The following is a 21,430-nucleotide window of genomic DNA, read 5'->3' on the forward strand; positions in this document are numbered from 1 at the left end:
AAGTCTTTGTTTATGTGTATAAATATAGAGTTATCCACAAAAAATCGCGACGTTAACCATTACTACTATGTATATATAAACTAAGTTATATAAGTAAACCTGTTTTAAACGTTTTTAAAATAAAAGCCTAAAATCATCAGCAACTTAAAAAATTTCTTTTTCTTTTTTTTCTTCTTTTCTTTTTTTTTCAAAGACAATTTTCAAAAAAATAAAAATAATTTTTTTTCCAAATTGAATTACTAAAAACAATGCATTTCTTCAAATAAACATTGTTAGTAAAAAATATGGTTTTTGCTATCGCTCAGGTTTATTAACGATATAAATTCACCTTCATCCCAATCAAAACGCTGATTTGCCTTGGTACTTAAGACGTTTTTTTAAAATTTTCCTTAAAAAACGACAAATTTAAAAATATTTCTGTGGATAAGTAGAATGATATCCACTGTATGCATTGTGAGTAACTCCACTTTATATAAAAACTGATTTTTTTATACAAAAACTATCCTGTGGATATACATCTCTTTTTCACTGGGTTATAAATTACTTAAACAATTGATTCTGTGGATGTAAACCGACTTATCCACAGCTAGGTACCACCGTTAACAATAACTACTATTTATATATAAAGTTATTAAATTAAATGTTCTCAACAAGCAAAAAGAGCCGTTAACTCTTTTCCAAAAATATCCTTTAGAATCCGTTACTTAGATCGATAGACATCGCTAAGGAAGGAGAGATGACTGTCTTGCTTACTGTCTCGCCTGCTGTTTTAATCACCAACAACAAAAATGAAAAAAATCGTACTGAACTTTAAGAAAAAATAAATCCAACCTTGCTATACAAGATCGCATACGGATTCGATCGCTTAAACTGGCTCACCATTTCAATAAAAACAGGACAGCGTTATGCAGAAATTACGTTTAATAACTTGGTGTTTAACAGCGAATATCATTCTATTAACGTTACATTCAGGGGCAAAGGCCGCGAATAAAGAAGAACCAATAACGGTTGTGGTGACCGCCGACAAAATGCTCGACGTAGCCAAAGGCACCTTCCTCAATCATCCACAAATAACAATCCGTAATGGTCGGATCGTTGCCGTAGAGCAAGTTGGTGCAACCATTCCAGCCGGTGCTCGAAAAATCGAACTTCCGGGAATCACGATCATGCCGGGGTTCATTGATATGCATGTGCATCTGACCAGCGATCCGCACTATGGAGGCTATCGTGGCTTGGAATTTACCGATAACTTCTGGACCGCTGTCGGCGTGGCAAATGCAAAAAAAACCTTGGATGCTGGATTTACCACCGTACGTAATGTTGGCTCATCAAATTATGATGATGTCGCTATAAAACAAGCGATCGAAGAACGCCAAATTCCGGGCCCGCGAATTATCCCTGCAACTTATGCCATCGGTGCAACAGGTGGTCATTGTGATACGACAGAATTTCCGCCGTCTTTAACGGTTCCCACACCTGGCGTCGCGAACGGCCCTGATGAAATTCGTGCAACAGTACGCAAACTCAGAAAATATGGTGCTGAAGTCATCAAGTTCTGCGCAACGGGTGGTGTGTTTTCAAAAACTGATTCTGTTAGTGGTCAACAATATTCATTACTAGAAATGAAAGCATTAGTTGATGAGTCACACATGCTAGGTCTTAAAGTTGCGGTACATGCGCATGGTGCAAGTGGCATTAAAGACGCGATTCGTGCCGGCGCAGACACCATTGAACATGCTAGTTTGGCCGACGATGAAGCCTACACACTAGCAAAACAACACGGTACCTGGTTTTCAATGGATATTTATAATGATGATTACATTCTTGCTGAAGGCGAAAAGAATGGCACTTTTCCTGAATCACTGGAAAAAGAACGCATGATTGGTCTAAAACAACGCCAAAGTTTCAAAAACGCCTTAAAAGCAGGTGTAAAAATGGTGTTCGGTACCGACGCCGGTATTTATCCACATGGCGATAATGCCCGGCAGTTTAAAACAATGATTGATTGGGGGATGACGCCTATCCAGGCGATACAGGCAGCCACCGTCAATGCAGCTAATGCGTTGGGACGTACCGCTGATGTTGGCGAGATTGAAGTAGGTCGTTATGCAGACATCATCGGTGTAAAGGGAGATCCATTAAACGACGTTACCTTATTACAGTCTATTAAATTTGTGATGAAAAGCGGTGAAGTCATTAAAGAGATCAAATAAGTAGACTCAGGCTAAGGCTAAATATAAAGCAAAATATAAAGCGAAATACATGGGTAAAACATTCATTCCTGAGATGTCAATTATGAATTATGGACCTTCGCCAGGTAGCCATTATCATGACCATTTTCAAGTGCTGTGGAGCCTGCAAGGCAATCTGGAACTTGAAATCGAGGGAAAAGGAGTAAATTTAAGTGCGGGAACAGGCATCATCATTGCTCCCGATGAACGACATAATTTCGAATCACACAACGCTAATCGTTGTCTCGTGCTGAATACAAAGGATGCTGGCTGGGCAGCACGGCCACGAGTGCCATGTTCCATCGACGCGATTGATCATCTTGCACGTTATATTCAGGTAGCGTTATCTTCCAACCTACCGATATCCTATGAATTGAGTAGTTTGCTTTTAGCGCAAACATGGGGAAACTCAACAGCACGACGCCGTTTTCGTCGTCCGATTGATTGGGGGCAACTAACCAACTGGGTCAAAAGCCAACTTTCTAGGCGATTAACAGCCATGCATTTGGCTGAGCAAGTGAATCTAAGCGAAAGCCAGTTCCGGGCGCGTTGTTATGCTGAGCTGGGATACAGTCCCATGTAATGGCTACGGCGACTGCGATATGATCAGGCGCGCGTATTAAGGGCAAAGGGAATGAGCGTTGCTGATGCTGCCCGACACGTAGGTTACGACTCCCCTTCTGCTCTAACGGCCGGCATTCGCCGCGATCAGTAAAAGAACACAAGCGAAATGCGACGATAGATCAGCGTCGTGATGGTGAGTATTTCGGTACACTAATGAACTATGAAATCTGACCTACTCGCCCTCTCCGCTATTGCCCTCTGGGCGATTCTTGCTGCACTTAGCGTAACATTGACGCATGTGCCACCTTTCTTGCTGACAGGCTTAGGTCTGATTATTGGAAGCTTGATTGCACTTCCTCTTTCTGGGTTCAAATTGTCTGCATGGAAAATACCGTTTCCTACGATGCTGTTAGGTATTTACGGCTTGTTTGGATTTCACCTGCTTTTCTTTATCGCATTGCGGACAGCACCTGCTGTTGAAGCGAATCTCATTAATTATTTATGGCCTCTTGGTATGGTCGTACTGGCACCTTTGGTCATTCCAGGAACCAAGCTGCAAGCTACACACATTGGTGCTGCTTTGCTTGGTTTCGCTGGCGCCGCTGTGGCTATCCTCGGACGCAAATATGGCGCTGAAGAGCTGAGCGGTGGGTTTCATTGGGGTTATTTGTTTGCCTTTTTTTCTGCACTTATTTGGGCAACGTATTCATTGGGTACAAGACGGGTACCGCATTTTGATACTGCAGCAGTGGGTAGTTTTGCTGCGGTGTCAGGTGTACTATCATTGGGGTGCCATTTTATATTTGAACCAGCGGTAACCTTATCTTCTGCAGATGTAGTAAAAATATCGATTCTTGGAATTGGCCCTCTTGGTGGTGCGTTTTTTCTGTGGGATGCCGCAATTAAGCACGGAGATCCAAGACGTATAGGTGTTTTTGCTTTCCTCACGCCTTTACTTTCGACGATTGTCGTTGTGATTTCAACTGGACAGCCGTTCCGTACCAATATTATCGTATCAGCGTTGATGATCATTGTTGCCGCTGAATGGGGACGTCGGGCGACCAAGCAGTAAGTGTCCCAACCTAGTCCAACGAAAAAAAAGTCCTCCGTTTTATCTAAAACGGAGGACTTTTTTTGGTTGTTATCTTTCGATAACGATATTAAAAATTATTTTAAAAACTGCATTAAAAACTATATGCCAATCCTGCTGAATACAAAATAGGATTCAGTTTGACGTGGGTCGTACGTTGAATACTACCAGTCGTCGCAACCATATCAGTACTTACATTCGCTGCCGCGATATTGGCATTCAAATACAGATGATCAGCGATTTTGTAGTTCATACCCACAGTCGCAGCCAAACCAGTGTAGGAAGACAACGAGATCGATGTAGGACCGCCTGATGCAAGGTTACCTGAAGGCTGTGACGTAACATCATAAAACTTCGTGTAGTTAATACCCAAGCCAACGAAAGGACGGAATTTAGATCCGCTTTCATTAAAATGGTAATTAGCAAACACGGTTGGTGCTAATTGCTTGACTGTCGTAATCACGCCAAATGGTGCCAGCGTACCAGTACCGGAAATATTATGCTTTGGTGGAATACCACCGGCGAATGCGACAGCCCAGTGGTCATTCAACATATGTGAAAAACCAAACAACAGCGTAGAAGCACTACCAACAGTTAAACCTGCAGGTTGCGGTGTTAAGAAAGCTGGACCATTTGAAGAAAGATTTGGTGAACTGGAATGAACACTGATGTAACCAAATCCTGCAGCGACCAGATTCTGATCTTCAGCCATTGCTACCGACGAAGTTAAACCAAACAATGCACACAATGCGATTTGTATTTTTTTCATGATTGCGTCTCCTAATTACTTCGCAAGTTGTTGGAAGAAACCTGCAGCCGCAGCATTGCAGAACGGTGGTACCAATGTACCGTGGTAAGCACTCGCAACAGCGACTGCCGGTGACTGACCTGCCGCAACAGCAGCGGCGATAACTTGTGATTTTGCTGTTGCAAATCCCACTTTTGCTGCAGCAAACGGATCAGAAGCACTTGTCGGAGCAGAGTCAACGTCGAGTACGCTCAGATACGGAGCACCAAAACCATTACCATTTAAGAACGCTTGTTCAGCTACAGTACTTTTGAAAAATACCGTAGGATCGGCATTACCACCACACAACAGAACTGGCACATTTGGCACAGGCAAAGTACGTAAATCGTTTGCTACCGCTGCTTGTCGAACTGTGTTTGCAGGTTTGCAGGTCAAAGGTGCTGCAGGATTTTGGTTACAAGGATTTGCCCCAATATCTTGCAAGAAGCCAATCGCGAACTGATCGCTGACCAAGTTAGTAGAACCGAAGAATGGCGCTAAAGCCGCTGGTAATTGACCGCCATATGTTGTATTTGCAACAATTGCACCATAAGTTGATGAGAACATCGTTGTTGCTGGCAAAACTCCAGTTGCATACATTGCACCAATACTGTCGTAATTTCCAGGCACTGCAGTTAACACGTTAGCAGCGTAAGGTGACGCATAAATATTAGATGGGCTACCGTTAGTATAAATGTTGCCATAGTGTGCCTGCCATGCATTGGTAATCAATGGCAAGAACGCTGTTCCACCTAAATTTGGTGATACAGCAAAAATAGCATCAGCCAGCAATTCAGTAGCATATGGACCAGAACCACCAGCCAATGCAGTGACTTTAAATTCACTCGGGTAGTTGTTTTGCATCGATTTTTGCGTCGCCAAAGCAACGAAACCACCTTGTGAATAACCTGTCAGGAATAATTTACCTGAATCTTGCGCGCCAATAGTAGGGAACGCTTGACGGGCAGCGCGGACACTATCAATCACGTCGTTAGACTGTTGAGCAGCATCGAGATAGCCAGTGTATGGTAAAGAAGACAAGTCATAACCCGCGTAGTTTGGTGCAACAACGATGAATCCTTGCGCAGCGAACGTTGCAGCAACTAAAACAGCTTCCTGGTTAGATTGCAGATTAGCCATATTGAATGACTGCGTCACAGTTGTACCATGTGCATAAGCAACAACCGGACGTGGACCAGAACATTGTGCAGCGCTACCTGATGGGACAAAAATTGCACCAGTCGCGGTTGTCGGCTCGCCTTTGCTACCGACCGTATTGTATTTCATGTAATACGTAGAAATCGAGCAAACTGGTGTACCAACAATTTGTGTCAGACCAGGCTGCGCCGCGTTTAACATTGCTGCGAAAGTAACTGGGTCAAGTTGTGGAACTGCCGTGCCATTTGCTTGTGGAATTGGTACCAGATTTGGTGGATTAGCGACCAAAACACCGCGTGCAGTGCTCGTGTTGATAGTGGGGCCGGCAGATCCGCCGCCGCCGCAAGCGCTCAATAGAGCAGCCGCGATCAAGCCCAAGGTCAAATTGATTTGACGCATTTTTGTCTCCTTAATAGAATTATTTGCAAGTAATGGAACGGTCGTCCTAAAACTCAACGCTTAGTATCTCACCCAGCTCTCATAGTGAATAGCTAATAGAGCAATTCTAGAGTAAATACTCTTGAAAAAAACAACGTACAACCCGCTTTTTAGCACGGGCAGTGCTAGATCAAAAGCATTGTTAATAATATTTACAAAATTACCTTTTTAAATTAAAGCTGGCTTTATAACGCAGTTTCGGGAGGTTTCCGAAACAGTTCTTGCAACAGCATATTTATCCAGTCTGCTACTGATTATGATAAACATGTTGTTATACATGTTGACAAGCATGTTGATATGTCTGTTGATAAGCCTGTGAATAAGACTATAAATAATTATCGCAGAACGAGGCCTATCGCCGCTTTTAGCTAATGCACCTGACTATTATCTTTCACCAGGACCATTTCGAAAGGCCATTAATCAAAAATATTAAATAAAAAACCCCGCAACAGCGGGGTCTTCAGTGTAGGCGATATATCACAACCTGCAATAAAAGCTTAACTCGCCATACTCATTAAACTTGCATTACCACCAGCCGCTGTCGTATTTACACATAATGCACGTTCAGCGACCAACCGCCATAACGGAATCTCGACGTTATCACGAGTTTCTATCACAGAGACGATGGCGCCATCTTGCTCAGCAAATGTTGCTTTCAAAGTATTCAGCAAACTTCCCTCGACCAGCGCAATTTGCGCATTGCTCTCCTGCGCTTCCTTAATTTGAATTAACGGCCGCAATTCAGCAGGGAAATCAGCGGGCAACAAACTCGCTGATTGCGCTGAAACGCATGCTGTGTTTCCCGTAGCGAAGGTTGCTGCCAACTGATTGAATAAACAGTTGCTGCTAGTCGCTGCGCAGAAAATTGATCCTCGTGGCGCAAAGGATAAAGTATTTCTTTCGCCCGTTGGTCCTGGCAATACCTGCGTGACTTTGTAAGGATTTTGATGAATATATTGTTCACCTAAAACCAATAAATGCTGCAGATTTTTTGTTTTTCCCCAAACCAGCAAGGCATCCAACGGACTTGGTGCCTGACGTTCGTAGACGGTATGACCACCAAGTCCGATTTGCGGTGTCCGTTGTAGACGTTTCAGATACAACGGACCGCCAGCTTTAGGTCCGGTACCAGATTTGCCTTCGCCACCAAATGGTTGGACGCCGACCACAGCACCGACGATATTACGATTGACATAAATATTGCCAACATGGGCGCGACTGGTGATGAAATTGATGGTCTCGTCAATTCTTGAATGAACACCCAAAGTCAAGCCAAACCCAGTGCCATTAATCTGATCAATCAAATCAGGCAATTGATCTCGCTTGAATCGCAAAATGTGTAACACAGGACCGAATACTTCTTTTTTCAAATCTGCCAGATTGGCAATTTCCATCACTGTTGGTGGAACAAATGTTCCTTGGCGACAGGCCGTTGCTAAGTCCAATGCATAAAATGATTTTGCTTTATCACGCATATATTCAATGTGCTTGAGCAAATTGTTTTGCGCTTCGGCGTCAATGACGGGACCAATATCGGTCACCAGACGGTCAGGTTGTCCGACGCGTAATTCTTGCATTGCACCGTGTAGCATTTCGATCGTTTTATCAGCAATATCTTCTTGCAAACACAAAATACGCAATGCTGAGCAACGTTGACCAGCGCTATCGAATGCGGAAGACAATACATCATTAACGACTTGTTCAGGCAGTGCACTGCTGTCGACGATCATTGCATTTTGTCCACCGGTTTCAGCGATCAACGGAATATCGATGCCTTCAGCAATGGCACGTTTTGTCAGCGTGCGGTTGATAATCTGTGCCACCTCGGTCGAGCCTGTAAATATAACGCCTTTGACACGCGCATCAGCAACGAGCTGTGCACCAACAATTTCACCTGTGCCAGGCAAGAATTGCACCGCTGCACGTGGCACACCCGCTTCATGCAATAACTGAATTGCTTTGAAGGCAATTAATGGTGTTTGCTCCGCAGGTTTTGCTAACACCACATTACCCGCTGCTAATGCGGCACTCACTTCACCGATAAAAATTGCCAATGGGAAATTCCATGGACTAATACAAACTACCGGTCCTAATGCATGCGTAGTCACTTGCCCCTCAACTTGCGCTGCGTAATAGCGCAAGAAATCAACCGCCTCGCGTACTTCAGCAAGCGCATTTGGTAAAGATTTACCGGCTTCGCGAATTGCTAAGGCCATGAAATCCATCGTTTGAGCTTCAAGTAAATCAGCCGCTTTATTGAGGTAACGTGCTCGGGTCACTGGTGCGGTAGCCTGCCATTCCAATGCAAATTGCTGCGCGAAATGTAAGGCGTTTTGTACATCTTGGGCGTTGGCTTCCATGACATCACCAACGACGTCAGATTGGTCAGCAGGATTAATAACCGGCCGGCTGTCACCAACGCTGATTTCGCCTGCTAACAGTGATGTAGCAGCTAATTTCTTTTGTGCAGATTGCGCAAAATGAGCAGCAATCTCTTGCAGTGTTATTTCATTCGAAAAATCAAGACCAGCGGAATTTTTGCGTTCGCTTCCAAATAAATCTGCAGGTAAAGCAATCCCAGCGTGAGGTTTGCCACCAAGCTCACGCGATACGGCGATCGGATCGGCAATTAATGTATCAATCGACACATTTTCGTCGACAATTTGATTGACGAAGGAAGAGTTAGCACCATTTTCTAATAATCGTCTTACCAGATAAGCTAGCAGAGTCTGATGTGAACCGACGGGCGCATAAATGCGGCATGGCTTATTCAGTTTATCTTTACCAACTACCTGATCGTACAAAGTCTCGCCCATGCCATGCAGGCATTGGAATTCATAATCAGTCACGCCAGCCTGGTTTGCCCATGTATAGATGGTCGACAAAGTCAGTGCATTATGCGTGGCAAATTGTGGATAAATAACGTCCGTAGCACCTAACAATTTTTGGGCGCAGGTCAGGTATGACAAATCGGTGTACACCTTACGGGTATAGACCGGGAAGTCACTCATACCATCGACTTGAGCGCGTTTGATCTCGGCATCCCAATAAGCACCTTTGACCAGACGCACCATGAATTTGCTACCGCTTCGACGTGCCAGATCGATGAGGTAATCGATCACAAACGGGCAACGTTTTTGATAGCCTTGAACCACAAAGCCCAGACCTTCAAAACCTTTTAACTCTGGATCAAACGCCAATGCTTCCATCAAATCAAGAGACAATTCCAGGCGGTCTGTTTCTTCAGCATCGATATTGAGACCGATGTCGTATTGCTTGGCCAGCAGCAGTAAATTTTTTAATAAGGGCAATAACTCAGACATCGTACGATCACGCTGTGCGCGTGAATAGCGTGGGTGTAATGCTGACAATTTGACCGAAATACCGGGACCGTCTTTGATGCCACGGCCGTTTGAGGCTTTGCCAATCGCGTGAATCGCTGTTTCATATGACTTGTAATAAAACGCTGCGTCTTTCGCCGTCAAGGCGGCCTCGCCCAACATGTCGTACGAATAGCGATAACCACGTTTTTCGTTATCCTGGCTATTTTTAATTGCTTCTTCGATTGTTTGTCCGGTGACGAACTGGTTACCAAGCATACGCATTGCAAGATCCACGCCCTTGCGTATCAGAGGTTCTCCACCTTTTGCAATGAGACGGGTCAATGCAGCACCGAGGCCAGTCTCGCTATTAGTGCTGACCAATTTACCTGTGACTAACAGTCCCCAGGTTGCCGCATTTACAAATAAGGATGGTGATTCACCCAGATGTTTTGCCCAATCTCCTTTACTAATTTTGTCGGCAATCAAGCGATCTGCTGTCTGATGATCTGGAATCCGTAGCAACGCCTCGGCCAGACACATAAGGGCGACGCCTTCTTCAGATGACAATGAAAATTCATGCATTAATGCATCAACACCAGATGCTCTGGTACGCTGTTCCCGCACTGCACTCACCAATTTATGTGCAAGTTGTGCAACATCCTGTTGTAAATTCACATGGGGGTTTACTTGTGAAAGTAACCATTGCACAGCATCAACTTCGTTTCGGCGGTAAACTTGCGTAATCGCTGCTCTCAGAGGGCTGGCAGGAGGCAAAAGCTCAGATTGAAGGACAGAAAAAGGGGCAGAAGTAGTAGGCACAGTGGTCACAATCATATAAAAATAATGAAAACAAATATGATTTCATTGTATAGATGCTCTTCGAGGATTAATTCTGGTATTGAGAACATATATCGAAATTTTCTTTTTTGTGAGAAAATATTACCGAATATTATTAACCACTCACTTGACGATTTTTGACTTCTTATGCTCGACAAAATCAGTAAAAGAATTCTGGCCGAATTACAAAATGATGGCCGCATCAGCAATGTAGAACTGGCGACCAGGGTAAACCTGTCGCCAGCAGCCTGTCTTGAACGCGTACGTAAGCTTCAAGAGTCAGGTTACATTCTTGGTTACACCGCCCAGCTTAATCCACATTTACTTGATGTGGCATTGTTGGTTTTCATCGAAGTTGTGTTGGATCGAACGACGCCAGATGTGTTTGACGCATTCCGACGCGGTGTCCAGGCCATCCCAGAAGTATTGGAATGTCATATGGTTGCTGGCGGATTTGATTACCTGGTGAAAGCCCGGGTCAAAGACATGAATGCTTATCGCGATTTTTTAGGTAAGTCGTTGTTGCAACTCAATGGTGTCCGTGAGACGCATACGTACGCAGTCATGGAAGAAGTTAAAAATACCAGCTGTTTGCCGATCAAGTAAGCACTAATAGCCGCAAAGAACAGCGTCGCAGGCAGCAAGATCGGCAGCAAATTCGTCTGTAAATTCAGATAGGAATGCTCCTATGGAAACGCGCCTGAAGCGACTCGAAGCCGTACAAGATGTGGTGTTAGAAATCAGCCGGATATCCACAACCTGCAACGATATTTCTGAGTTTTTGAGCTCTGTTCATCAAACGATTAGTCGCATCATGTATGCGGCTAATTTTTTTGTGGCTATTTACGATGAAGAACAGCATCGCCTTCGTTTTGCATACGGTGTTGATGAGGCTGATACTTTGCCAGATCCGACTGAAAGTTTTGTGTTGGAGAGTGCCGAAAAGTCGCCGACTGCGTGGGTTATTCAAAATCGTCAGCCATTATTTATGACTGCCGCTGATGATGAACGACGGGGATTGCAAAACCCTGTCTGGGGTGGCGGCCAGCGTGCAGAATATTGGATGGGACATCCTTTACTAGATCAGCAGCGTGGTGTGTTTGGCGCAATGGTCATTCAAATTTACGATAGCGATCATAGTTATAGTCAAGAGGATCAGCATTTATTTGGTCTCATTGCTGGACACGTTTCGACTGCGCTGCAAAGCATGATGAGTGTTGATCGGTTAGAGCAAGCAGTGCAGCAACGTACGGTGATGTTAGAACATCAAGTTGAAGAGCGCCGTAAAGCGGAAGCACTGCAACGCGCTTTATATCAAATCGCAGAACTGTCAGTGTTCGCCTCTGCCGAAGACAGGAAATTTTCTCGCTTACACAAAATTATTGCCGAGCTGATGCAAGTGCCCAACTTTATGGTCGCTGTGTATCATGAAGACGCGCAGGAATTTAGCATCGAATATTTTGTCGATGAAATTGATAAAGATATGACGGGCAGTCGATTCCCGTTGGGGGCAGGATTGACCTCCTTTGTCGTTCGTCAGAAGCAAGCGCAGTTGATTGATCGATTCAGAATGGATTCCCTGATAAAGCAAGGTGAAATTCACGTCTTGGGTAATTTATCGACCTATAGCTGGATAGGTGCGCCTCTTTACGCCGATGATCGTTTATATGGCGTCATTATCATTCAAAGTTATCAGCCAACCTTGGTTTATACCGTAGCCGACTTAGAGCTAATCGCATTTGTGGCGAATCATGTGGCGGCAGCTTTTGCGCGGATTCGCGCCGACGAAGATGTTCGTAATGCGAAAAAAGAATTGGAAGAAAAAAATAATAGCCTCAATGAAGCATTAGAAACCTTGAAAGCAGCACAGGCTGAATTGATAGGTCAAGAGAAGTTGGCTTCTTTGGGAGGGCTTGTTGCCGGGGTAGCACATGAAATTAATACGCCTTTAGGTATTTGCGTCACTGCTACCAGCCATATTGTTGAAGAACTCAGTCTCGTCAAAAAAGAGTTGGCCGATGGTACCTTAAGTAAGGCAGATTTATCGGCGTTTTTTGACATGTTGGATCAAGCATTACGTATTACCACCACCAATATTCAGCGCGGCGCTGAGCTCGTAAAAAGCTTTAAACAGGTGGCAGTTGATCAATCATCGGAAAGTATTCGTGACTTCGATTTGAAATCATATTTGGAAGAAGTTTTATTCTCATTAAAACCAAAATTAAAAGCAAAAAAATTTGACGTCATCCTCGAGTGTCCACCGGCTATTGCGATGAAAACGTATCCAGGTGCGATTTCCCAAATTATCACAAATTTGATCACCAATTCGTTACTCCATGGATTTGAAGGTATGGAGAAAGGAACCATACAGATTCTGCTCAACAGAGATCCTCAACAAGAAGACGCCATCGTGATGACGTATATTGATGATGGCAAAGGGATGAGTAGTCGCGAATTGGAAAAACTATTTGAGCCCTTTTACACGACAAAGCGAGGGCAGGGTGGTAGCGGACTTGGCGCGCATATTATCTACAATTTAGTGACAGGTTCACTTGCCGGCCAGATTAAAGTTAGCAGTGAACCAGGTCGAGGTTTGCAATATCAAATCCGCTTTCCGCGAATCAAAGTTGCACAGAAATCGGTGATTTAAATTACCCCTAACCTCAGGCTGAACCAGGTTGAATGTTGTTTCGAATTATTCTGAAATCAACCTGGATATTGTTCATTAAATGCCAGCGCAACTTCAACATTGTTGATAAGAACCTCGACATATTGAGGGTCAAGATGCGTCCCCGCAACTTGTTGTAAATGTTTGAGAACTTCGTCAATTGGCCATGCTGGTTTATAGCAGCGTTTCTGAATGAGTGCATCAAAGACATCGGCGACGGCCACAATACGTGCAAACGGATGAATTTCAGTGCCTTTTAATCCTTGTGGATAACCACTGCCATCAAATTTCTCGTGATGTTGATGCGCGATAATAGATGAAGCGCGTAAGATTGGACGCTGCGAACCGTTGAGTATGGACATACCTACATGAGGATGTTGTTTCATTACCTCCCATTCGGCTTCATCCAATTTTCCGGGTTTAAGTAAAACGGCGTCGGGCGTAGCAATTTTGCCGATATCATGCATGGGCGCCGCTTGTTTCAGTGTCATCGCCTCAGCTTTATCCATGCCGGATTCGATGGCAATTAAATAGCAGATCTCTGCCATACGGCGCACATGATTTCCGGCTTCGTGAGAGCGCGATTCTACGACATCGCCTAAGCGCATGATCAATTCGCTTTGGGTATCCGTAATTTCTTGATTGAGCAAAATATTATCGAACGCAATGGCAACGCCATTTGAAAAAACTTCTAATAATTTGATGTCAATATCAGAAATATTGGCGATTCCCTGCAAGACAAATAATGAGGTTTTTCCACTGACATTTGGAAAATAGCCGACGTAGGTATCATCGACAAGATGCGTAATGCGGTTAGCGTAGCTCGCGTCTAATTTATCTAATAATTCCGCTGAAAAAATTTGTTGTTCATTTTTAAGATCGCCAATTTTCGCCAGTACTTCGTATTCGTTTTCACCAGAAATAGCAGAAGCGCCGCACAAGCGAATTAACATGCTGTTTTCTAGTTGCAATAAGGCGACGACTTGTTGCAACAAGCCGTTTGCAAAATCAGTTAAATTTCGCTTTCTGTAAATTTGACTCGACGCTTCAATCACCCTCTCAAGGCCAGCACGATAACTGGCTTGAAAACGTCGTGCGTCCTCCACCAGCATAATGTCGCGATAGCCACGTAATGCGGCAAAAGTTGTGGTGAATAATTTTTTTCGATCGAGCTCGGTCTTTTCTTTGTAATCATTAATGTCGTAATTAACAATGACACTTTCTTCTGGGGCTTGGCCCGGCTGGCCTGTGCGTAAGACGATGCGAGAAAACTGGTTACCACAATCTTGCCGAAGCCAGCGCGCGACTTCAAGACCCGCGTCTTCTGTCTCCATGACCACATCGAGGAATACCAAGGCAATATCGGTTTCCGTACTAAGAACTTGCTTGGCTTCACTACCGCTATAGGCGTGCAAAAATTCCAACTTCCGCTTATCGAGACTGAAACGGCTCAACGTTAGTTTAGTGACGTCGTGAATATCAGGTTCATCATCAACAATTAACACTTTCCAAGGTGCTAATCTCACTTCGTCCGATGAAAGAAAAGACATATACAGTTTCCTTATATGAGAAACATCCGATAGCCACACGGAAAATTTTAATTTTAGTCGGTCAGCCGATATGTGGAAAAGTAAGGTTCAATAGTTACTTAATATATCTTTATGTAACTCAATGTGTCAATATTTTGTCGTATTGATTAAATGAGTTTCTTACAATATGTCTCAATATCGTCATAAAAAAAGGAACATGTTCCGGTTAAAAACATGTTTAGAGATGAATAACTCTGCAAACAATGGTAAGTTGGAGTCACTTAGATTGTAATAACTTTTATAGAGCAAGATAACAAATGGATAAGCAATTTAACGATGGTTTGCAAATACGCAAACAGGTGATGGGTGATGCCTTTGTCGAAAAGGCTTTTAGCAATGTGGATGCATTTACCGCGCCGTTACAGGAGTTTGTGACACGTAACGCCTGGGGCACCGTATGGTGTCGTGGGGAATTGGAATTAAAGACGCGCAGTCTAATTACAATTTCTATGCTCACCGCACTTGGCCGCGCGCATGAAATTAAAGGTCATGTCCGCGGCGCCATCAACAATGGTGCAACCATGAAAGAGATTCAAGAAGTGTTACTACACGCGAGCGTCTACTGTGGCATGCCATTAGCAATCGATGCATTCCGATCCGCGCATGAAGTATTAATTGATATGGAAAAAGTAGATCCAATCTAGCATTTATTGCCACATCGAAGGCAAGCCGGCTTTTGCTATTTCAGGCGCAGGGACAAGAATGAGCACAGACAAGAAAACGTCTTCCATCAACGAAGCCGGGATTTACGAACCATTTTCTATTGACGATATTGAGTGGGAAAGTTATAGCCACGGTAAGCGCTTTGGTAGCCGCTTTGTGCAACTTGCACAATTTGGCGGGGCCCAACATATCGGCGTATCGATGGAGGAATTGGCTCCCGGAAAGCAAGCTTGCCCGCATCATTATCATCATCTTGAAGAAGAGCAATTAATGATGCTTGATGGAAGTTGCACCTTACGCCTGGGCGATAAAACATACCTGTTGAATAAAGGTAGCTACGTGGTGTTTCCTGCAGGCCAAAAAGCCGGGCACAGCCTTTTTAATCACACCAATGAAACCTGTCGTTATCTCATTATCGGCGAGCGCAATCCTCACGATGTGATTGTCTATCCAGACAGCAACCGCGTCAGTGTGAGATTAACGGGTGAAGGTTATAACAAAACCGCTACGATGGATTATTGGGATGGCGAAGGCCAATAAAAAATGCCCCCTAACAATGTGCTAAGGGGAATCGATTAAACATTATTTTTTAGGTGGTGGAGTATCCTCGCCATGCCCATCAGCACGAGGTGGCCGTTCTGGTCGTGCAAAGAGACCTTTATCAGATGCCGTGCAGGTGGCAGAGAGTTTGTCTTTGTGGGGCGTTACGATTTGAACAATGTCACCTTCTTTTTTACCGTTACAATCTTCATAGGCTTGAGGCGGTGGTTCACGTCGCGGACCGCGCTCACCGTCTTGTGAAGGCGGTGGCTTATTATCGCTGGATTGGGCAATTGCGGTGCTTTGTATGGATAGGCCAAAAAAGCAGCTCGCGAGCATTACCAGAAAACTATTTTTGCTATTCATCATTTTTCCTCATTGATGCATTTGTTTCGAAATTTAAAAACTTAAAAACTTAAAAACTTAAAAACAAAGTACAAATCATGCGTAATAAATTTACGTCATTAAATATTGCATGACAAATATGAAGAAATAATGAAGCGCAATAGACTTCTTTTATGAGTTGTAATGTCCTTGTCCTTAAGATTCATAGCGATTGCTATTCAAAGCAAGTTTCTCTATTGCTCCTCCTTAGGAATGACGGAATGCGTAGGGTAGAAGCCACGCGGTCATCACGAATACACGCTTTTTGGCGGGTCGCATCCGCGCCGGAGAATAGGTACGGGTACGTCTACACCCTTCTCCCTCTTGCGAGAGAAGGGTGAGGATGAGAGGGGGTGATGAACGGCAAAGACGATTTAGGGTCACGATATCCCACTAAACCAACTGAGAGTTAAAGTCCGTGCGGTTTGCGCCCGCCTTCCTTATCTTCGCTTGAATATTGAAAAAAAGAGTTTATTTCTTAATCGTTGAATTCACATTCTGCAGCAAACTATCTGTCGATAATCCTTGTTGTTTGAGCAGTGTTTCCAGTGCTGGTAGTAGCGGACCCAGCGTTTCGCTCATCATATGACGTACCGTATCAACGATCACTTGTGTGCTCCGTTCAATCTCAATATTCAGCGCGGAACCTACCACTTTTTCTGCAAATACAGTCATACGTAATGTTTCAGGAATCAGCCACACTTCAAACCAGCTTTCATCGCGATTGACCTCAGCAATGGTCAGACTGGCACCATTAATTGCGATATAACCTTTCGCAAAAATATAGCGTAACCATTCTGGCGGCACCATAATCCGGATCACATAATTATTCTCTAATTCACGTATGGCGCCGATATGTGCCGTGAAATCAACGTGTCCGGACAACGGATGGCCGCCGATTTCTGCCCCATCCTTGGCAGCGCGTTCGACATTAATATGGCCATCGACAATATAGCTTCCTAAAGTAGTGATATTGAGGCTTTGCTGCATAACATCAAAGTCAGCTGCATTTGCGCCATGTAATTGCGTAACAGTCAGACAAACGCCATCTACCGCGACGCTGGCACCAATTTCCAGGTCTTTGGCAAAACCATCCGGAAATGCAATATGAAATGTGCGTAAGCCGAGCTTATCACGGATGTCTGCGATGCGGGCTACACCTTGTACGATGCCTGTGAACATAATTAAATAAAATAGTTGTTTGCGTCAGATGTGATTGTAAATCTATTTCGACTAATCGATATTCTTACTTAAAAAATGCGCAGCGTGTCACGCTGCTTAGAGACAAAAAGAAGAAAATTGATCAATTTTCACTGGACCTGAACCTGGCTGGGATGGCTCAATGATGGTCTTTGGCTTGTCGATCAATTTGATCGATTTTATCTTGCAGCTTACGCGCCGCCTGACGGTTAAGCCAAATGATACTCACGACAATAGCAAAGACCACGCCGCCAGCGATGAGGCCACGTGCAGGGTGATCAGATGCGTGGAGCTCGGTCTGCGCGCCCCAAAGGAATACGATCATTCCTGGTAAAAATGGCCCGACATACCAAAGCCAGGCGGAACGCGCCGTGTCACGTTGGCGCACTAATTCTTCGCGAAGAAAATTCAAATAGGACAAACCAACACTTGCACTTGGAGGTGACCCGTTCGACACGCGTCGATTTAATTGGTAGGCAACGAAAAGAACACCAAGTGGTGTCAAACCACATCCTATCCGCCTTGAAAGAAAAGGAAAAATCCAGATGTAGTAGATATTTCCTGCAACAACAGCTGCCGCGCAAATATACTCAATCAAATTACGTCAGCGAATCCTGCGCTGAAAAGTATTTGTTACGCTCTTCAATTGAGCCGTGGTCAGACCAGCAGCAACGGTCGGCTGGCGCTTCCATAATTCTTTCAGTTCTTGATCGTTCATGGCTTTTCCTTCTTGCTTCCGAGTTGCGTTGCTAATAAGGCTTTGATGCGATGCACTTTGGTGGCGATATTGCGCGCGGATAATCCACTGATCTTGCCAATGCTCGCAGCGTCCAGATCTTCCAGAAAGAGCACATGATTTCTCGGTCAAGTGGTGCTAAACGGTGTATTCAAGCCACTAATCGCTCCAGATCCAGCCGGCGTTCGGTGATTCCGATATCAGCCTGCTCATCAACGACGAAGGCAACTTCTTCGCTATCCAGTTCACTGCCCTCAAGCGACGTTGAACGTAGGTAACACCAACATTATGTGCAACGCGATAGACCCAGGTACGTAATGAACACTCATCTTTAAAATTGGCGAAGCTTTGCCACAAAACCACGTGGACTTCCTGCAAAAGTTCCTGCCGCCGAATAATCTTGCGTTCGTAACCGACGACAAACGGGCAACGTCAGCACCAAACGTGTCGATCGCTAGTCGATACCGCGTATCTTGATGGATGTCATGTGGAGGAAAGTGCTCTGTCATAGTGAATGAATATTCATTAATCTGTTGCCCTTAATGAGATAGTCATGCGTGTACGGCGTTTCTTACAAGATTTTTGGTCAACGAGGTAAAAAAACTGACGATCCAGCTGATGAGGATAAGGAAAATTCTGCTGATGTGTCCCTATGTTCCCCTGATAGTTATGCCGTCTGAGCATCAGGATTCTGTAGTTGAATGTTGACTGCTAATGGTAAATCGACACTAAAACTGGCGCCTTCACCGACAGTACTGCTGCAATTGACGACGCCATCTTGCGCCTCAATCAATTTTTTAACGATGGACAAACCGAGGCCGCTAGAATGCTCCCCTGCCGTTGGCACTGCTGATAGTTTTGAAAATTTCGTAAATAGAAATTGTTGGTCTTTAGCAGATAAGCCTGGTCCCTGGTCTTTTACTTCAAAGCGACCAGACCCTTCGTGATGACAGACAGTCAGCCAGATAAATTTTCCTGCAGGGGAAAACTTGATCGCGTTAGAAATTAAGTTGTCTAATACCCGCGTCATGGCATTCGGGTCACCAGATATCAATACATTTTCTTCAATATGGACGATGGCAGTTAGCTCTTTGGCTTTTAGCATTTCCTCGTGTTGATGTGCGATATCGTTTAACAGCTTACCGAGGTTGATCGTTTGCTTTTGAAACGTCAGGTTACCGTTTTCCATCGCATTCATATCGAGCATATTTGTCACGATATGCATCATACGTTTTCCGCTTGCATTAATGCGATTCAGGTAGCTTTGTTGCTCCTCTTTCGGAATCCGGTGGTACATTTTTAAAAGTAATTCACTCATCCCGATAATACCGGTCAAAGGACTTTTTAAATCGTGAACCGCGATACTTAGCAGGTCATTTTTCTTTGTCGGATTTCTCCAGACGTTGTATTAATTGATCAAGCTCTGCAGTTCGTCGCTTCACTTTAGCATCGAGTTCGGATTCGGCTTGCTGGGATATCCTGAGTAATTGTTGTTGTGTCATATGACTTTCTTTTTGAATCAATCTGATTCTGTAGGCTTGCGCCAGCGCCAACAAAATGACGTCGATGGCAGAACCAATTTGGAAGCCAAAGTCAGTCACCCAAGTCGATTCGAGCAGGCCCAGATTACGTAAAGGTATCAACGCGGTACCCGACATCCAAATACCTGAGGCTAACATCACAATGTAGCCAGGTGCATAACCACGCACGGCAACCATTAATGAAACCGGACCATACAAACAGATCTGAATCAGTCCTAAAAACTGAGCGATACCGGCGACTTGAGGTTGATAGCCGACGACGATGGCGATCAGCAATAGCAGAGCACCTACTTGAATGGATCTGAAAACGATATACGCGCGTGGTAATGTTGATTTGAGTTTCAGGAAACTGCACATAAACATCGATGAACTCAACACGATCATCTGCGGCATGACAGCTGGCAAGATATCAACTAGCCAGGGCCAGTCAGGCGCGATATACAATCCAACATGACCGTTCACGCTCATGCCCGCAATAAGTGTGCTGATTGACAGTAGCAAATAATGTCGCATCGACAGATCGCGGTCACCAATCATTAATAAGCAGTTGTAAATGATCATGGCAAGCATCATGCCGTAATAAATACTAAGCATGCCCGAGAGATAATTCGAATCCTCGCTAAAACTTTTTTGATCAAATAACGTGGCACGAAAGAACAAAGCACTGCTGCTCTGTATACGTATGTACAACGTATGCGCTTGCGTATCGTCGAGATGAATTTGGAACAGGGGATAATGATGGCGGACGACCTGTTGATTGAAGGCCAGATGGTCGCCCGCGCGTTGAATTTGTATTTGTCCGCTGCTATCTGTCTGGTACAAACGAATATCGTCAAGCATCGCTGGCGTCATTTCTAAGAGCCAATCGCGCTTAGTCGTATCAGAGAGTCGTTGTAAGTCTAGCTTTAACCAAAACGCCGAATGCGTATAGCCAGCATTCAGAGTGCCCCGTAAATCTGCGAACTGTTGTTGGTGTTGTGGCGCCGATACTTGTGAGAGGTCAAGTGTGCCAGATTTATCTTCAAAAATTTGAAAATGCGAATTCAGTGAAATTTTGTTTGTTTTTTCATTAAGCTGCAGGGTAGCCGCCTGCGCTGTCATTGCCTGGAGCAAGAAAAATGACAGTCCAACCAAGCAGAATAGCCAACGCTGCAGCGATAAAAAAAACATTTTTTGTACAAATGAAGTGCTAAGACAGCCAGTCAACGGGCGAGGAAAAGATACAAAATCGTCTGATTGCAATATTCCTACGACTTTGTTGAGCTGGCAGGAGAAGCCTTATCGTTAGTTTTTGATCAAACCGATTTCAGTTAAAACATTTATGCCACTCAACACAATCAAATTTCAAATCGATAAATTGTAATAAAGTGTTAAATTATTGATAGAAGGATATCAATTTTCTTTTCTTGTGGCAATAAATGAAATATATATATTTGTAACAACAAAGATACTTTTTGACATGATACGAAAAAACCTGCACGCACCGCGTTCCTGTGCCTGCAGATTTGATGATCGCTTGAGGTGCCACGTTATCGGATCAGGCGATAACGGCATGCGTGATGCCACCGATGGTGTGTAGATAGCTGAGATAATGCCCAAAAAACGCCAAAAAACCGCCCAAAAATTGCCCAAAAATTGCCTAGTTATCGCCTGGATAATGTCTGGATAACGCCTAGGCAAT

Annotated in this window: 18 protein-coding genes; 7 read left to right on the forward strand and 11 right to left on the reverse strand. The window is 44.2% G+C overall.

Going from position 1 to position 21,430, the window contains the following annotated elements; all coding sequences use genetic code 11:
* The first annotated feature begins 905 nt into the window (after positions 1-905).
* The 3 genes from ACO0K1_RS11490 to ACO0K1_RS11500 all read left to right on the forward strand — a co-directional run bounded on the left by ACO0K1_RS11490 (position 906) and on the right by ACO0K1_RS11500 (position 3,867).
* Positions 906-2,213, forward strand: coding sequence for an amidohydrolase family protein (locus tag ACO0K1_RS11490; RefSeq protein ID WP_423025785.1), 1,308 nt, complete (start codon positions 906-908; stop codon positions 2,211-2,213).
* 49 nt (positions 2,214-2,262) lie between these two features.
* Entirely contained in the window at positions 2,263-2,814 is a 552-nt protein-coding gene (locus ACO0K1_RS11495) for an AraC family ligand binding domain-containing protein (protein ID WP_423025787.1), read from the forward strand.
* A gap of 201 nt (positions 2,815-3,015) precedes the next feature.
* Positions 3,016-3,867 (forward strand): DMT family transporter, encoded by an 852-nt coding sequence (locus tag ACO0K1_RS11500; RefSeq protein ID WP_423025789.1) that lies wholly within the window; start codon positions 3,016-3,018, stop codon positions 3,865-3,867.
* Positions 3,868-3,979: 112 nt separating this feature from the next.
* On the opposite strand, the gene ACO0K1_RS11505 is transcribed toward ACO0K1_RS11500, so the two are convergent.
* From ACO0K1_RS11505 to putA, 3 genes are all read right to left on the reverse strand, one after another.
* The gene (locus ACO0K1_RS11505) at positions 3,980-4,654 is read right to left on the reverse strand and encodes an OmpW/AlkL family protein (RefSeq protein ID WP_423025791.1); all 675 of its coding nucleotides are present in this window, start codon (positions 4,652-4,654) and stop codon (positions 3,980-3,982) included.
* A 15-nt stretch (positions 4,655-4,669) separates the two neighbouring features.
* Positions 4,670-6,229, reverse strand: a complete 1,560-nt coding sequence (locus ACO0K1_RS11510) for an alpha/beta hydrolase family protein (RefSeq protein ID WP_423025793.1) — start codon at positions 6,227-6,229, stop codon at positions 4,670-4,672.
* A gap of 536 nt (positions 6,230-6,765) precedes the next feature.
* On the reverse strand, positions 6,766-10,425 hold the full coding sequence (gene putA / locus ACO0K1_RS11515; RefSeq protein ID WP_423025795.1) for a trifunctional transcriptional regulator/proline dehydrogenase/L-glutamate gamma-semialdehyde dehydrogenase: 3,660 nt from the start codon (positions 10,423-10,425) through the stop codon (positions 6,766-6,768).
* Between the two features lie 150 nt (positions 10,426-10,575).
* Here putA and ACO0K1_RS11520 point away from each other — a divergent pair, with 150 nt between their 5' ends.
* Both ACO0K1_RS11520 and ACO0K1_RS11525 read left to right on the forward strand, forming a co-directional pair.
* Positions 10,576-11,034 (forward strand): Lrp/AsnC ligand binding domain-containing protein, encoded by a 459-nt coding sequence (locus ACO0K1_RS11520; protein WP_110254407.1) that lies wholly within the window; start codon positions 10,576-10,578, stop codon positions 11,032-11,034.
* Between the two features lie 82 nt (positions 11,035-11,116).
* The gene (locus ACO0K1_RS11525; RefSeq protein WP_423025797.1) at positions 11,117-13,078 is read left to right on the forward strand and encodes a GAF domain-containing sensor histidine kinase; all 1,962 of its coding nucleotides are present in this window, start codon (positions 11,117-11,119) and stop codon (positions 13,076-13,078) included.
* Between the two features lie 56 nt (positions 13,079-13,134).
* On the opposite strand, the gene ACO0K1_RS11530 is transcribed toward ACO0K1_RS11525, so the two are convergent.
* Positions 13,135-14,646, reverse strand: a complete 1,512-nt coding sequence (locus ACO0K1_RS11530) for an HD domain-containing phosphohydrolase (RefSeq protein ID WP_423025799.1) — start codon at positions 14,644-14,646, stop codon at positions 13,135-13,137.
* Positions 14,647-14,942: 296 nt separating this feature from the next.
* Between ACO0K1_RS11530 and ACO0K1_RS11535 the strand changes: the two genes are divergently transcribed.
* On the forward strand, positions 14,943-15,329 hold the full coding sequence (locus tag ACO0K1_RS11535) for a carboxymuconolactone decarboxylase family protein (RefSeq protein WP_423025801.1): 387 nt from the start codon (positions 14,943-14,945) through the stop codon (positions 15,327-15,329).
* 58 nt (positions 15,330-15,387) lie between these two features.
* Positions 15,388-15,888 (forward strand): cupin domain-containing protein, encoded by a 501-nt coding sequence (locus ACO0K1_RS11540; RefSeq protein WP_423025803.1) that lies wholly within the window; start codon positions 15,388-15,390, stop codon positions 15,886-15,888.
* A gap of 42 nt (positions 15,889-15,930) precedes the next feature.
* Here ACO0K1_RS11540 and ACO0K1_RS11545 read toward each other — a convergent pair whose 3' ends face one another.
* From ACO0K1_RS11545 to ACO0K1_RS11575, 7 genes are all read right to left on the reverse strand, one after another.
* Positions 15,931-16,257: a hypothetical protein gene (locus ACO0K1_RS11545; RefSeq protein WP_423025805.1), complete on the reverse strand. Its 327-nt coding sequence runs from the start codon at positions 16,255-16,257 to the stop codon at positions 15,931-15,933.
* A gap of 486 nt (positions 16,258-16,743) precedes the next feature.
* Positions 16,744-17,454 carry a riboflavin synthase subunit alpha gene (locus ACO0K1_RS11550; protein ID WP_423025807.1) on the reverse strand — a complete coding sequence of 237 codons (711 nt, stop codon included), beginning with the start codon at positions 17,452-17,454 and terminating at the stop codon, positions 16,744-16,746.
* Positions 17,455-17,611: 157 nt separating this feature from the next.
* Positions 17,612-17,977 carry a hypothetical protein gene (locus ACO0K1_RS11555; protein ID WP_423025809.1) on the reverse strand — a complete coding sequence of 122 codons (366 nt, stop codon included), beginning with the start codon at positions 17,975-17,977 and terminating at the stop codon, positions 17,612-17,614.
* Positions 17,978-18,186: 209 nt separating this feature from the next.
* Positions 18,187-18,324 carry a hypothetical protein gene (locus ACO0K1_RS11560; RefSeq protein WP_423025811.1) on the reverse strand — a complete coding sequence of 46 codons (138 nt, stop codon included), beginning with the start codon at positions 18,322-18,324 and terminating at the stop codon, positions 18,187-18,189.
* A 43-nt stretch (positions 18,325-18,367) separates the two neighbouring features.
* On the reverse strand, positions 18,368-18,586 hold the full coding sequence (locus ACO0K1_RS11565; protein WP_423025813.1) for an RNA polymerase sigma factor: 219 nt from the start codon (positions 18,584-18,586) through the stop codon (positions 18,368-18,370).
* A gap of 289 nt (positions 18,587-18,875) precedes the next feature.
* Positions 18,876-19,544, reverse strand: coding sequence for a sensor histidine kinase (locus tag ACO0K1_RS11570; RefSeq protein WP_423025815.1), 669 nt, complete (start codon positions 19,542-19,544; stop codon positions 18,876-18,878).
* Between the two features lie 37 nt (positions 19,545-19,581).
* On the reverse strand, positions 19,582-20,919 hold the full coding sequence (locus ACO0K1_RS11575) for a 7TMR-DISM family protein (protein ID WP_423025817.1): 1,338 nt from the start codon (positions 20,917-20,919) through the stop codon (positions 19,582-19,584).
* Between the last annotated feature and the right edge of the window lie 511 nt (positions 20,920-21,430).

The sequence above is a fragment of the Undibacterium sp. SXout20W genome (assembly GCF_049340285.1).
Lineage (GTDB): Bacteria > Pseudomonadota > Gammaproteobacteria > Burkholderiales > Burkholderiaceae_D > Undibacterium.